The 13659-nt window shown below is 66.6% G+C and carries 11 protein-coding genes; 5 read left to right on the forward strand and 6 right to left on the reverse strand.

The window, feature by feature from the left end; genetic code table 11:
- Window positions 1–878: 878 nt before the first annotated feature.
- The gene (locus RJT48_RS00005; protein WP_311170169.1) at window positions 879–1211 is read right to left on the reverse strand and encodes a non-histone chromosomal MC1 family protein; all 333 of its coding nucleotides are present in this window, start codon (window positions 1209–1211) and stop codon (window positions 879–881) included.
- A 345-nt stretch (window positions 1212–1556) separates the two neighbouring features.
- Here RJT48_RS00005 and RJT48_RS00010 point away from each other — a divergent pair, with 345 nt between their 5' ends.
- Both RJT48_RS00010 and RJT48_RS00015 read left to right on the forward strand, forming a co-directional pair.
- On the forward strand, window positions 1557–1754 hold the full coding sequence (locus RJT48_RS00010; RefSeq protein WP_311170170.1) for a hypothetical protein: 198 nt from the start codon (window positions 1557–1559) through the stop codon (window positions 1752–1754).
- Window positions 1755–1822: 68 nt separating this feature from the next.
- Window positions 1823–2881 carry a quinone-dependent dihydroorotate dehydrogenase gene (locus RJT48_RS00015; RefSeq protein ID WP_311170222.1) on the forward strand — a complete coding sequence of 353 codons (1059 nt, stop codon included), beginning with the start codon at window positions 1823–1825 and terminating at the stop codon, window positions 2879–2881.
- A 54-nt stretch (window positions 2882–2935) separates the two neighbouring features.
- Here RJT48_RS00015 and RJT48_RS00020 read toward each other — a convergent pair whose 3' ends face one another.
- Complete coding sequence (locus RJT48_RS00020) at window positions 2936–5590, reverse strand: valine--tRNA ligase (protein ID WP_311170171.1); 2655 nt, start codon at window positions 5588–5590, stop codon at window positions 2936–2938.
- 161 nt (window positions 5591–5751) lie between these two features.
- Between RJT48_RS00020 and RJT48_RS00025 the strand changes: the two genes are divergently transcribed.
- Entirely contained in the window at window positions 5752–6021 is a 270-nt protein-coding gene (locus RJT48_RS00025; protein WP_311170172.1) for an AbrB/MazE/SpoVT family DNA-binding domain-containing protein, read from the forward strand.
- Window positions 6018–6434: a type II toxin-antitoxin system VapC family toxin gene (locus RJT48_RS00030; RefSeq protein ID WP_311170173.1), complete on the forward strand. Its 417-nt coding sequence runs from the start codon at window positions 6018–6020 to the stop codon at window positions 6432–6434. The genes RJT48_RS00025 and RJT48_RS00030 overlap by 4 nt, the downstream gene beginning before the upstream one ends.
- 6 nt (window positions 6435–6440) lie before the next feature.
- Here RJT48_RS00030 and RJT48_RS00035 read toward each other — a convergent pair whose 3' ends face one another.
- Both RJT48_RS00035 and pheS read right to left on the reverse strand, forming a co-directional pair.
- Window positions 6441–8393, reverse strand: coding sequence for a phenylalanine--tRNA ligase beta subunit-related protein (locus RJT48_RS00035; protein WP_311170174.1), 1953 nt, complete (start codon window positions 8391–8393; stop codon window positions 6441–6443).
- Window positions 8393–10012 (reverse strand): phenylalanine--tRNA ligase subunit alpha, encoded by a 1620-nt coding sequence (pheS, locus tag RJT48_RS00040; RefSeq protein ID WP_311170175.1) that lies wholly within the window; start codon window positions 10010–10012, stop codon window positions 8393–8395. Before pheS ends, RJT48_RS00035 begins: the two co-directional genes overlap by 1 nt.
- Window positions 10013–10404: 392 nt before the next feature.
- Between pheS and RJT48_RS00045 the strand changes: the two genes are divergently transcribed.
- Window positions 10405–10689 carry an amphi-Trp domain-containing protein gene (locus RJT48_RS00045; RefSeq protein WP_311170176.1) on the forward strand — a complete coding sequence of 95 codons (285 nt, stop codon included), beginning with the start codon at window positions 10405–10407 and terminating at the stop codon, window positions 10687–10689.
- Between the two features lie 28 nt (window positions 10690–10717).
- Here RJT48_RS00045 and RJT48_RS00050 read toward each other — a convergent pair whose 3' ends face one another.
- Both RJT48_RS00050 and endA read right to left on the reverse strand, forming a co-directional pair.
- Window positions 10718–12418, reverse strand: coding sequence for a tryptophan--tRNA ligase (locus RJT48_RS00050; protein ID WP_311170177.1), 1701 nt, complete (start codon window positions 12416–12418; stop codon window positions 10718–10720).
- Window positions 12415–13638 (reverse strand): tRNA-intron lyase, encoded by a 1224-nt coding sequence (gene endA, locus RJT48_RS00055; RefSeq protein WP_311170178.1) that lies wholly within the window; start codon window positions 13636–13638, stop codon window positions 12415–12417. Before endA ends, RJT48_RS00050 begins: the two co-directional genes overlap by 4 nt.
- Between the last annotated feature and the right edge of the window lie 21 nt (window positions 13639–13659).

Genomic DNA, 13659 nt, shown 5'->3' on the forward strand with positions numbered 1-13659 from the left:
CTTCATTGCGTGGTCCGTTCGTTGGTCGTTCAGTGCCACCAGACAGGTGTCACCGAACCACCAAGGCTAACATCAGATCCCATCTGTACGGCGGACCGCAGGGGTGGAATCCTCATCTCTTGCGGACGTAAGCGTAGGACGGACGGAGCCATAAAGGCACCGGTCCGACCCCGATCGCCGACCGAAGTCGGCGCGTCCGAGTGGGGGCGGAATCGAACCGTCCCCGGTCGCGGTGTGTCGTTCGCATTCGTCCGGAACGGAGTCGAACACTTAAGCCCGTCGTGTCGTCCCCGGCGAACCGGAGACGACGACGGGCGGTTCGAGACCGACCCGGCGAAGGACCCAGCCGGGTATTCCCGGGTGGGCTTCCGCGTATCTCAACGAATGCCGGGGTAACATAAAAGACCGTCGAACCGGCCCCGCTTCGTTATGCGATTTCACACCGAACGCCCGAGCGTGTCACGGGGGAGCTGGCGCTGATCGTTTGGGAAACCGACCGATCGAGCGAGGCGAAGCGACCGCTCGTGGGAACGGATCTCGAGTCGACAGTGATTCGTCCGGTTTTGCGTTCCCGGCAGCAACAAAGTGGACCGAGTGGCCCGTGTTGCGCGGTCGGAGGTCGACGCGTCATCCCACGCAGGTCGCGTTCGGTCACGCCGGAGAGTAACCGCGCACGAGAGAGTGAAGATGGGACACCCAAAGCAGTGTCGGATGCGAAAAGAGGCGATGGACGGGACTACGGCCGCGCAGATGCGGCCTGGCGCGTCACTCACAGCGTAGCCGGAGGGAGAACCCTCATACTGATTACTCTCGTCTCTTCCCGCCGAGCGCCATCCCCGTTGGCGGCGCTCAGCGATAAAAAGTGAGAGTAATCATTATCAGTCGTCGAGGTGTTCGATTCCCTGTTTGGACACGTTCCCGCGTGTGACCGCCGAGACCTCGTTTTCCTGCATCCATCCGGGCTTGTCGTCCGGCGCGGTGTCCGTCCACGCCCACGCGTGATAGATGTGCACCCGGTCAGTCCCGCGTTCGAGCAGCCTGATCTCGGTCGGATCGTCCTTTGCGTCCTCCTCGGACTCGTAGGAATCGTATCCCTCCAGCCGCCGGGCGGCTTTCAACGCTGCCTGCCGGGGCATCTGCCCGGTGAACTGTTTGGTTTTCTCCCCGTCCTCGAGCATCACGAAATTCCGTTTGCCGTCCTCGCGCACCATAGGTGTGTACCTCTATGTCAAGGAAACACATAGTATGGCATAAATATATCGGCAAAATAGGCTGCAGCGCCGGGGTCGAAATCATAATAATTACTCTCACTTTTCCCGACGAGCGCCGTCAACAGGGGTGGCGCTCGGCGGGAAGTGACGAGAGTATACTGTCGGCCGTACGTCTGTGAAGAATTTCGCGACCTCGGGGTCGCAAATATCTTGAAATAGTTACAGCCGACAGTACAATCAGTATCAGTCATCTGGGAGACGGAGTGACCTGCGTGGTCGATCGGGGGCGAAGCGTAACCAACACTTATGTATATCCTGTGGCGAAGCTACGGGTAGACAGCTCCGATGGTCCGGAAAAAGAAGCTCAGCCCGAGTGGTGCGAAAGACGAAGACGGCGAGTACCACAACGTTCACGTCAACCTCCACGAAGACGAACTCGCCGTCGCGGGGATGGAGATCGGCGACGAGGTGTTCGTTCGGGTTCGGGACGGCAAGATCGTCATCCAGAAGGCCGATGCTGATACGGTCGATCACGACCTCTGAACGGCGATGAACCCAGGTACCGACCGGCCGACGCCGAATCGATCGACGGACCCGCGGAGGACGCCGTGATACGCGCGGCGTACCGCACGCTCAGACCGGCACTCTTCTCGTTGCCCGCGGAGACGGCCCACCGGGCGGTCCACACCGGACTTCGGACGGTTCAACACACGCCGATCGAGTCTGCCCTCCGGACCCGCCTCCGCGTCGACGACGACCGCCTCCACGTCGACGCCTTCGATCAGTCGTTCCCGAACCCCGTCGGCGTCGCCGCCGGCTTCGACAAGAACGCCGAACTTCCCTCGGTCCTCGGCGCGCTCGGCTTCGGCCACGTCGAGGTCGGCGGCGTCACCGCACGCGCCCAGCCAGGCAACCCGCGCCCGCGAATGTTCCGTCTCCGCGCGGATCGGGCCCTGATCAACCGGATGGGCCTCAACAACGAGGGCGCCGACGCGGTCGGCGAGCGCCTCCGGACGAGCCCCGATCCCGGAATCCCGGTCGGCGTCAACGTCGCGCTCTCTGAGGCGACCGACCCCGACGACGCCCCCGAGGATTACCGCTACACCTACGAGCAGGTCGCCGACGCCGCCGACTACCTGGCAGTCAACGTCTCCTGCCCGAACAGCGAGGGGATGCGGGAACTCCAGAACCGCGACTCCCTGGAGGCGATCGTCGGCGCACTCGTCGAGGCCGGGGCGTCGCCGCTGCTCGTGAAGCTCTCCCCGGATCTCCCCGAGCCCGCAATCGAGGACGCGCTCGCGGTCGTCGACGACTTCGACCTCGACGGCGTCATCGCCACGAACACGACGACAGATCGCCCAGACGGCCTCCAGAGTCCGAAACGCGCGGAGAAGGGTGGCCTCTCCGGCGCACCGATCGAAGCGCGCGCGACCGAGGCCGTCCGCTTCGTCGCCGAGCGGACCGACGTCCCTGTCGTGGGCGTCGGCGGCGTCGCCGACGCCGCGGGCGCGTACGCGAAGATCCGTGCGGGGGCGAGCCTGGTCCAGCTGTACACCGGGCTGGTCTACGAGGGGCCGACGCTCGCCCGCGACATCAACGAGGGACTGCTCGAACTCTTAGAGCGAGACGGCTTCGCGAGCGTCGAAGACGCCGTCGGCGCGGATCTGTAGGTCGTAAAAAAAAGCGGTCGGTGCGGCTGTGATTCGCGACAAAACGGCCTGGCGCTACGTCTCGCGCTCGTGGTGGACGATGACGATCGCGTCGTCGGCCTCGATCATCTCGCCGTCGCCCAGATACTGCCGTTCCTTCTGGATCTCGAACATCTCGGGGTCGAGTGCGACGCCCGCGACCTCGAGTTCGCCGTCGACGACCTCGTAGTCGCCGGCCTCGATCCCGTCGTCGATGTCGGCGACCTGGCTGCCGTACTCCGGGCCGACGAGCGAGTAATCGAGGTCGACGCCGGTCACGACCGACTCGACTGCGGGGCGCTCCTCGAGAATCGCCAGTTCGTCGACGTGCATCACGCCGGAGATGTCCGCCTCGAAGCCGGAGATATCGCCCCAGACCTCGACGCGGTCGAGTCCGGCGTTCATCGACAGCTTCGCGTCGCTTTTGTACTTCCGGAGGGCGCCGACGACGGCCATCGCCGTCTCGCCGGCCTCGACGTCGGCGTCGATCCCGAGCGGTTCCGGCCAGCCGCTCCGGTGAACGCTCGTCTCGGCGTCGTACATATCGTGCCACAGTTCCTCCGTCGCGTGTGCGAGGATCGGCGAGAAGAGTTTGAGGAACCGCCGGTGGGCGACAGAGAGTGTGTACGCCGCGGCCTCGTCGCCGCCGTCGCGGACGCGCTGCTTTGCGACCTCCAGGTAGTCGTCACAGAACGTGTGCCAGAAGAAGCCCCGGAGGCCGTCCCGGGCCTTCGAGAACTCCCGGTTCTCGAATCGGTCGGTCAGCCGCTCGATCTCCTGATCCAGCGAGGCAAGCAGCCAGCGGTCGAGTTCCCGCAGGTCGTCGTGATCGACCGAGTCGGGATCCGGCGCGTCTTCGGTGAGGCTCTCGACGAGTTTCGAGGCGTTCCAGAGCTTCCGGAGGAGCTTCTCGCCCGCCCGCAGGCCCTTCTCCGAGTAGGGGAGGTCGTCGCCGACGGCCGAGCCGGCCGCCCAGTAGCGCGCGGCGTCGACGGGGAACTTCGCGACGACCTCGTCGGGGGCGACGATGTTGCCCTTCGACTTCGACATCTTCTCTCTGTTTTCGTCGAGGACCATCCCGTTGATCATCACGGTGTCGAACGGCACCTCGCCGGTGTGCTCGTAGCACTTCACGACGGTGTGGAAGAGCCAAAACGAGATGATGTCGTGGCCCTGCGGCCGGAGGTCGAACTGGTAGAGTTCCGGGTTCTCGAAGGTGTACTCCTCCGCCTCGTCGTCCCAGTCCCAGCCCGCGTTGATCAGCGGGGTGAGCGAGGAGGTCGCCCACGTGTCGAGGACGTCGTTCTCGGGAACGAACTCGTCGTGTCCGCACTCGGGACAGGCGTCGACCGGCGGGTCGTCGCTCAGCGGGTCGACCGGCAGATCCGCCTTCTCCGCGAGGACCACGGCGTCGCAGTCGGCGCAGTACCACACCGGGAACGGGATCCCCGAGGAGCGCTGTCGAGAGATCGCCCAGTCCCACTGGAGCCCCTCGATCCAGTTTCTGTACCGCGTGAACATCTTCTCGGGGTACCAGTCCATCTCCCGGCCGGCCGCGAGGTACTCGTCGGTCTTGTCGAGCAGTTCGACGTACCACTGCTCTTTGACGAGGAACTCGACGCCCGTGCCGCAGCGCTCGTGGACGTTCACCGTGTGGGTGATCCCCCAGCGATCCAAGAGTGCGCCCTCGTCGTCGAGATCCTCGACGATCGCCTCGCGGGCCTCGTCGGAAGAGAGGCCCTCGTACTCGCCGGCGACGTCGGTCAGCGTCCCCGACTCGTCGATGGCGATCCGGAGGTCCAGATCGTGTGCCTGGTACCACTCGATGTCGGTCTGATCGCCGAAGGTACAGCACATCACGACGCCCGATCCGGTCTCCATATCGACCCGCTCGTCTTCGAGGATCGGCACCGTCTGCCCGAAGAGTGGGATCTCCGCCTCGCCGCCGACGAGATACTCGTTTTCGTCGTCGTCGGGGTGGACGAAGACCGCGACACACGCCGGCAGCAGTTCCGGGCGCGTCGTCGAGATGGTGAACGTCTCCGCATTCGCGCCGTCGGGGACGTCGCCGCCGGTCTCGACGATCTCGAAGGCGATGTCGTGGAAGTGACTCGACTGTTCGTCGTCCTCGGTTTCGACCTGCGAGATGGCCGTCTCACACTCCGGACACCAGATCGCCGGCGCGCGCTGTCGGTACTCCCGACCCTGCTCGTGGAGGTCGAGGAAAGACAGTTGCGAGATCCGCTTGACCCGCGGAGAGATCGTCTGGTACGTCTGGTTCCAGTCGATCGAGATACCGAGGCTCTGCATCTTCTCGGTGAACTCCGCCTCGTACTCCGCACAGACCTCCTGTGTCATCCGCTGGAACTCCCGGCGCTCGTAGTCCTGGTGGCGCACGTCGAGTTCTTCCTCCGCGAGTCGCTCGGAGGCGATGCCGTTGTCGTCGTAGCCGAACGGGAAGAAGACGTCTTTCCCGCACATTCGGTTGAACCGAGCGACGAAATCCTGCAGCGTGAAGCCGTAGACGTGGCCCCAGTGCAGACTCCCGGATACCGTCGGCGGCGGCGAGTCGATCGAGAAGGCGGTGTCGGGGTCCGCTACGTCGCCCTCGTAGGCGTAGAGGTTCTCCTCGACCCACCGGTCCTGCCACTTCGCCTCGACGGTCTCCGGGTCGTATTCTCCGCTCGGCATTCTCGGGAGAAAATACCGGCGGGTGGCGTGTTAAGTTACTCGATTACTCGTCTTGAGGCGCGCCGGGGGCAACTCGGCAACGGGAGGGGACGGTCGCTGCAGGCCGGAGCTGAAGTAAGATTAGTTTTTAATAGTAAGGAAGATAACTTTGCAGTAAGAATATGGCCGTCTCAGAAGACGCGACAGTCACGAGCAAAGGGCAGGTGACGATTCCGAAACGGATCCGCGATCGGCTCGGACTCGACGCGGGGACGGAAGTCGAGTTCATCCTCGAAGAGGACGAGACGATCCGCGTCCGGCAGAAAGAGCCCGCGATGGACCGTCTCCGCGCGGTCAAAGAGCAACTGGCGGATCGCGACGTCGACATCGAGACGATGCGCCGCGAGTCGAAGGCCGAGTGGGAGTCCCACTACGACGGGGACGAGGTGTGATCTTTCTGGACTCGTGGATATGGCTGGAGTACCTCTTCAGCGGCGAGAACGAGGACGAGGCCGAAGCTGTCATCCAGCGAGCGAATACCTCCGAAGCGGGCGGCATCATCACACCGACGGTGCTCGCGGAGGTCTCCTACCGACTTCGCGTCGTCGAGAACGACGAGATGGCCGATGAGGCGCTCGGCGCGATCCACGACTACGAACACATCGACAGCGTCCCCGTGATCGACGAGATCGCGGAATACGCCGCCGAACTCCGATACGAACACTACGACAGGGGAGAACGCGAACTATCCTACGCGGACGCGATCCATCTCGCAACTGCCGTGGTCCACGACGACTGCGACGCCCTCTACTCGGGCGATCCAGATTTCGCCATTCTCGACGAGATCGAGACGGTCGTCCTGTAGCGGTCCCTACTCGCCCCCAAGCGCGTCGAGTCCGAACTCGAAGGCGGCGACCGGCAGTTCGAGGTCGTGTTCGACGAGCACCTGCGGGTGGAGTTCGCCGACGACCCCGACCGTCTCGTCGTCGATCTCGACGGCGGCGGTACGGCCGTCGATGAAGGACGGATGCTCTGTCGGCGGGGTCGCGAGATCGACGCCGAAGTCCCGGCAGAGCGCCTGCAGGCGGGCCTTCGCGTCCTCGTAGGTGGCGTCGTGACGTGCCAGCACGCCCGCGACGTGGCGCCGCTCCCGGACGCGGGTGTTGACGTCGTCGTCGCGCTCGGCCACGAGGCCGACCTCCGCGAGGTCCTGCGGATACGCGCGGTGGGTGTTGTTCTCCAAGACCATCACCAGCGAGGGCAGCGCCCACTGACGGAGGATGGTGTAGTCCTCGCTGTACGGTTCGGTGATCTCGACGGGGTCGCCGCCGCCGAGGGAGTCGCCGCCGGGTTCGACGTGCATCCGGTCGTACGCCTCCGCCTCGCTGGTCATATGGAAGTTCAGCAGGTCCTCGAAGCCGAGACCGGTCAGCGCGCTCCGCGTGGCCGATTCGAGTCGGGAGCGCTCGTGGCGGCCGCCGACAGTCCCGACGTCGGGGTACCGCGGTTCGAGGTCGCCGAAGCCGTACGCGCGGCCGACGTCGTCGATCAGATCCAGCGGGTGAAGCACGTCGGTGCGGTACGGCGGGATCGACACCTCGTAGACGGTGTCCGCGTCGCGTTCTTCGGCACTCTCAGTATCGCTCTCCTCGTCGTCCGCGACGACCGCCTCGAGGCCGGAGCGCTCGAAGAGGTCGATCACCTCCCGCTCCTCGAAGTCGACGCCGAGCATCGTCTCGATGCGGTCGTGAGAGGCGGATTTGGTCTCGACCTCGAAGTCCGGGCGCCGGAGCGTGCGGCCGTCGCCGGAGGCCTCACTGTCGCCACCCCCGGCTGACTCGCCGTCTCCACCGCCGGCCGTCCCGCTGTCTCTACCGTCGGCCGTCCCGCTGTCTCTACCGTCGGCCGTCCCGCTGTCTCTACCGTCGGCCGTCCCGCTGTCTCTACCGTCGGCCGTCCCGCTGTCTCTACCGTCGGCCGTCCCGCTGTCTCCACCGCCCGCATATTCGACCTCGACCGCCTCGATGGTCGCGCCGCGTGCCGCCAGCGCATAGCAGATGATGTTGCACATCCGGTCGATCGTCCACTGGTCGGTGCCGGTGAGTTCGACAAGGAGTTCCCGCGAGTCCGTCGAGACCTCGGTCCGGCGGCCGTTGATCACCGGCGGGAACGAGAACAGTCCGAGTTCGTCGTAGATCGCCGGGTAGCGATCGTAGTCGGCCACCAGGTCCGCGTACGTCCGGCCGGTCGAGTGCTCTTCGAGCACCTCAGCGGGCGTCAGTTCGCGGTCGCTGTCGAGCGGGACGAAGGTGTCGCCATCGGGATCGATCCCCGTGTAGGTGATCGAGTTGCCGCCGCTGTCCTCGGCTAAGGTATCGCCTTTGATCGCCACGAGGTCGTGGATCCCGATCGCGCCCTTCGCGCGCTTGCGGCCCATCGTGGCGTGGAGCTTCTCCTGCAGTTGGATCAGTGAATCCAGGGCGGACTCGTCGAGGTCGACGCCGCGGATGATCGCGCCCGTGACGTACGGCCGCTCGTCGGGCACGTCCTCGTCGACGACGAACGTGAAGTCCGGGTCGTTCGTCTCGGGGACGGCCACGCCGCGGTCGTCGCCGTAGTGGTACCGCAGCGAGCGCGCGACGCCCTCGACGGAGAGCCGGTCCAGGCGGTCGGGGCCGAACTCGAACTGCAGCAGGCCCTCCTCGGTCTCACCCTCGAATTCGAGGCCGAGGCCGAACAGGTCGGATTTCAGTTCCTCGTCGTCCTTCTCCTCGTGGCCGGTCAGGTCCCGAAGTTCGTCGGGATCGATGTCGACGACAGGCATCAGTAGGTCACCTCCGCGCCGCGGAGGAACTCAAGGTCCGCAAGCGTCCCGTGCAGGTCGCGGATGTCCTCGGCGCCGGTGGTGAGCATCGCGAGGCGTTCTAAGGCGAGTCCCCACGCCATCACGTCGTGTTCGACGCCGAGCGGTTCGAGCACCTCGTCGCGGAACATCCCCGAGTTGCCGATCTCGATGAGTTCGCCGGTCGTGGGATGCCGGCCGAACAGCTCGAACGAGGGCTCCGTGTAGGGGTTGTAGTGCGGCTTGAACTGCACGTCGGTGATGCCGAACTGCTCGTAGAACTCCACGAACGTCCCCATCAGGTCTCGGACCGAGAGGTTCTCCGCCATCACCCACCCCTCGATCTGGAAGAACTCCAGCAGGTGGGTCGCATCCAGGGTGTCGTTGCGGTACACCTTCTCGACGGAGAAGTACCGCTGCGGGGGTTCGAGTTCGCCGACTTCGGTTCCGGAGAGATACCGCATCGACAGCGACGTAGTGTGGCCACGGAGCGCGATCGCCCGCGCGAAGTCCTCGGACCACGGCGAGTGGTAGCCGTCGCCGTCGTCGCCGACGCCCTCGCGGTGGGCGCTCTCGACGCGGTCGACGAGGTCCTCGGGGAGGTCCTCGATCGGCGGGACGTCGAGCGCGAAGCGGTCCCAGTGGGTCCGGGCCGGGTGGTCCTGCGGCATAAACAGGCAGTCGTTGATCCAGAAGTCCGCGTCGGCGTGGGGGCCCTCCATCTCCTGGAAGCCCATCCCGACGAGGACGTCCTTCACGCGCTCTGCGGTCTGTCGCAGGACGTGCGTCTTGCCGCTCCGGACCTCCGGCGCGTCGGCCTCGACGTTGTACTCGGTGAACTCGACGTCTTCCCACTCGCCGGAGGTGAGCAGTTCGGGCGTGAGCCGGTCGACCGTCTCGGCAGTCTCGACGCCCTCCATCAGCGCCGTGACGCCCGCGTCGGAGAGCGTGACCGATCGGACGGTCCGCTCGTGGCGCTCCAGGAGGTTCCGGGAGACGAGTTGGTCGAGGACCGCGTCGTCGACGTCGGCGAGCGAGCCAGTTCCACCGGCGTCGGCGGACGAGCCGCCTTCGTCGTCGGCGTCGGCAGACGAGCCGTCCGCAGCGTCGCCGTCGGCGGACGAGTCGTCCCCGGCGGCGGCGTCGTTGGCCTCGACGAGTGTGGCGAGGGCGGCCGCCTCGGGATCGTTGTCGGCGTCGGCGTCAGGATCGGCAGCGAGTTCGCCGGTCTCGATTTCGCCGTAGCCCTTGCGACCGAAGTTCGCGAGGGCGATGTCGACTTCCGGGCCGTCGAGGTCGGCCGCGCCGATGACACGCCCCATCTCGACGGGGGCGTCGGCGGCGCCGGCGTCGATGGCGGCGCGGTACAGTCGGATCTCGGGGAGGCCCGCGCCGACGTACTCGCGGCCCTCCTCGGTGAGTTCGTACTCGACCGTCTCGGACTCGGTGACGTCGAGCAGTCCCTCGTCGCGGAGCTCGAAGACGGCCTGCGTCGCCGTCTCCGGTTTCAGCTCCGCCTCCGCGGCGAGGCGGTCGATCGGCGTTTCGTCCGTCGCGCTCGCGGCGTTGAGCACCGCGACCTGTGGTTCGGGGAGTTGCATTCTGTGTGGTGGGGAGATCTCGATGGCTGTGAACCGGTCGTTATCGCGTCTACCGACCGGCCGGCAGTTAGCAGTTCCGAAGACTGCGGACGCGCGGGCGTCCGCGGCGGATCGATCCGGACGGTTTCGCCCCCGACCGCGACGCGTCAGCGGGAAGCCGCGACGCGTCGGTCGGGAGGTCCGCCGACCTCACACGCTCCGGAAAAAGAACCCGGACCCGTCGCTCTCGGTCGGTTCGATGGCGACGCTGCATCCCAGCCGAGTGGGTCCGCGGCGCATATGCGATCGAATAGCACGGTCGGACTAAACGGTTCCGGAATATGTGGGGTCGGGTGGCAGAGTTCAGGGAGAACGGAGGCGGGCTTATGACCCTGGGGAGCGAAGGGAGAGGTATGCCCGAAGAAGTGCTCTTCGTATCGGAGAACAGCCAGAGCCGTGAAGCGATCGCGTCGTATCTGCGCCGCTTCGCCGATAGACTCGACGCGGACGGGGAGATCACGCTCTCGGCCGGCGAGCAGTCGGTGACGATGGATCCCCCCGAACGACCGACGTTCGAGGTCAAAGCCGAGCGCGAGGGGCCGGTCGACGGCGACGGCGAACTCAGCATCGAGTTCGAGATCGAGTGGAAGGAAGGCGAAAGCGGCGGCGGCAGCGACGGCGAACTGACGATCGAGTAGGCGGTGGAGACGGTCCCGACAGCGGACCTCACCCGTCGCCGGGCGCGACGCCCCGCCGCGGCGACTCCAGCGAGATGTCGAGATCCGCGAGTACGTCCTCGACCTCCGCGCGCTTCTCCTGGTGATCTTCGAGGAACTCACGCATTAGCTCCGCGGCCTGCTCCTTGCAGTCGCCGCAGAGGCGCTCGCCGCCGACGCACTCGTCGTAGACCTCCTTGGCGAACTCGTCGTCGTCGCCCGAAAGCAGGTAGGCGTACAGCTCGTAGACCGGGCAGTCGTCGGCCTCGCCACCGAGTTCGCGCTGCTTTTCGGCCGTCTCGCGGCCGCCGGTCGTCGCCGCCTTCACCTTCTCGTACCCCTCCTCGGGGTCGTCGAGCAGGGAGATATGGGAGGCCGGGACCGACGAGGACATCTTCCCGCCGGTGAGGCCAGTCATAAAGCGGTGATAGATCGACGAGGGCGGGACGAAGCCGTAGCCGCCGTGGTCGAGTTCGACCTCGCGGGCGAGTTCCTCGGCCGCCCCGGCGTCCAGATCGAAGGCGTCGACGTGTTCGTCGTAGCGGCGCTTCTCGCCGTCGATCGCCTCGATCAAGGCCTCAAAGGCCTCGTCGGTGGCGTTGGCGTCGAGGAAGCGAACGCGCGGGCGGAGCGGCTCCATCCCGCCGTTGTCCAGCTTCTCGACCGCGGACTCGCGCACGTCGTCGGCGACGACCACGCCAAGTTCGTCGAGCCTTTCTGTATCCGCTCCGGCGAGCCATTCGCCGGCCTCCTCACAGCGCGGCCGGTCGGGGTCCTCGGCGTAGGCCTCGCGTTGCTCGTAGACGGCTGCAACGAGCGCTCGTTCAGCGTCCGTGAGTTCGAAGCTCGCGTACGCCTCGGTCATCTTGAAGAAGCGCATCCGCGCCGCGAGGTCGCGGGCGAACCGGACGTGCGGGTCCTGGTCGGGCCCGACGGGGATGACGGTCGGTTTCGGCTCCTCTAATTGGGGGTAGAGGATGTCGGCCATCTGGGTGACGACCGACTGCATGTGCGAGACGTGCGTCTCGCCGTCGAAGCCGTAGATGCCCTGGAACTCCGAGAAGTTCGCCTTCGACCCCAGCTCGAAGGCGAGGTCCTGCAGCTCTCTGTTGTCGGACTGCCGATAGAGTTCGCCCTCCTCGGGGTCGAACCCGAGCGCGAGCAGGCTGAGGAGGTAATCGCGGGCGTGTTCGTCGATCTCGGTCCACGTCATCCCCCGTGCGGCGTGGGCCTCCAGGTCCGCGATCAGGGCGTAGGCGTCGGCGCCCTGCTCCTGGTGCCAGATGATCTCGTCGAAGACGAGTTTGTGACCGATGTGGGGGTCGCCGGTCGGCATAAAGCCCGAGAGGACGGCCGCGTCGTCGCCCTCTCTGAGGGCCTCCGCGACGGGGTCGTAATCGCGGTGGCCGAAGATGACCCCCCGACGCATCAGATAGTGGGGGTTCGGCACCTCGGGGAGGATATCGTCGAACTCCTCGATGCCGAACTCCTCGAAGAGCTTCCGGTAGTCGGCGACCGTCGAAGAGCCCCACGGGTCGAGCGCGACGTCGTCGGCGCCGGCCGCGCCGTCGGTGCTGCTTTTCGTGCCGGCGTCGCTCCCGTCCGTGCCGCCGTCGGGAACGGGGCGTTCGCAGTCGGGCGATACGTCGCCGTCGGGCGTCGACTGCGCGTTCTCGCGCTCGGGGTCGCGTTCGTCGTGGTCTCGTGTCATGGGGTGAGTCGGGCTACCGAGAGCCAGTCTATCTCGCCGTTGGCCGCGGCCAGCGCAAAAACCATTCGCTTCCGGACCCCGCCCGCGAGCCGAACGTCCAGGGAGAGATCACGCGGGTAGAAGTCTTGACCGGGGTCGAGGACCCGCACGAGGTCCGTCGAGTGACTGAGCGAGTCGACGTCGGTGAAGTCGGTGTACACCCGGAAGTCGGCGCCGAACTTGAAGCCGCTCTTCGGCACGACGCCGCGGTCCCGCAGGGCGGCGTAGACCCGGAGCCGTCTGTCGAACCGGTCGCCCTCGACGTCGCGGCCGCGCTCGACGACCGCCGCGGGGTCGACGCCGACGACGCCCCGGTGGGCGAGGTACGCGCCCTCGACGAGCGACAACTGGAGCGGCCCCGAGTCGGCGTTGCGCCCGAACAGCCGCTGGCCGTAGAACCGCCGCTCGTAGAGGGCGTCGGCCGCCTCGTAGCAGACCACGCGATCCTCCAGCAGGTCCGCATCGACGTCGGCTGGGAGCGGGGTGTCGGAGTCCCTGCCATCTCCCTCGGCGGCGTCGTTGTCGCCCTCGGTGCCGTCGTGGTCCCCGCCGCCGCGGTCCGCGCCGCCGATCTCCGGGGCGGTGTCGGCCTCGAAGTACGTCAGTTCCCCGTCCTCGTCGACGACCGCGAGGACGATATCGCCTAGCGAGGCCGCGGGGACGGCGGCCCGCTCGCCGACGACCCGGACCCGGTAGGCGACCTCGTCGTCCCACGGTCCCTTGCCTCGCGGATAGACGACGAAATCGAGGCCTCCGGCCGCCTTCGCGGTCGCCTCGTCCGGGTTCGTCTCCGGCACGGCCGCCCCGCCGACGCCGGGCCACTCGACCCGCGCCGGCGAGAGGTAGAACCCGCGGTCGCGGAGGTCCTTGTAGACCGCAAACCGGAGTGGGTCACCGGTTCGGTCGAGGAACGCTCGGAAATCGAGGCGCGGCCGGTCTTCAGCGTCGGCCGCGGTGTCGCTCTCGGCGTCCCCGGCGTCGTCCTGGCCGTCCTCGCTCTCGCCATCGTCCGCCACGACGACGGCGTCGAGGTCACCGCGCGACAGCAGGTGTGCCGCCTCGACGGGCGCCAGTTCGATGCGGTTGCGATCGAGCGGGCGGCCGTATCCGCGGGCGTCGTGAAACCGCTGTCTGGCGTCGCCGCCGACGCGGACCACGCCGTCGGCCAGTGTCCCGTCCATACCCGTGAAACCGGGCGGCGG

Source organism: Halobellus ordinarius (assembly GCF_031823395.1).
Classification (GTDB): Archaea; Halobacteriota; Halobacteria; order Halobacteriales; family Haloferacaceae; genus Haloquadratum; species Haloquadratum ordinarius.

Coding starts and splice junctions, on each gene's coding strand:
- RJT48_RS00005 (WP_311170169.1), bottom strand. CDS start 1,211: ATGGTGCGCGAGGACGGCAAACGGAATTTCGTGATGCTCGAGGACGGG.
- RJT48_RS00010 (WP_311170170.1), top strand. CDS start 1,557: ATGGTCCGGAAAAAGAAGCTCAGCCCGAGTGGTGCGAAAGACGAAGAC.
- RJT48_RS00020 (WP_311170171.1), bottom strand. CDS start 5,590: ATGCCGAGCGGAGAATACGACCCGGAGACCGTCGAGGCGAAGTGGCAG.
- RJT48_RS00025 (WP_311170172.1), top strand. CDS start 5,752: ATGGCCGTCTCAGAAGACGCGACAGTCACGAGCAAAGGGCAGGTGACG.
- RJT48_RS00035 (WP_311170174.1), bottom strand. CDS start 8,393: ATGCCTGTCGTCGACATCGATCCCGACGAACTTCGGGACCTGACCGGC.
- pheS (WP_311170175.1), bottom strand. CDS start 10,012: ATGCAACTCCCCGAACCACAGGTCGCGGTGCTCAACGCCGCGAGCGCG.
- RJT48_RS00045 (WP_311170176.1), top strand. CDS start 10,405: ATGCCCGAAGAAGTGCTCTTCGTATCGGAGAACAGCCAGAGCCGTGAA.
- RJT48_RS00050 (WP_311170177.1), bottom strand. CDS start 12,418: ATGACACGAGACCACGACGAACGCGACCCCGAGCGCGAGAACGCGCAG.
- endA (WP_311170178.1), bottom strand. CDS start 13,638: ATGGACGGGACACTGGCCGACGGCGTGGTCCGCGTCGGCGGCGACGCC.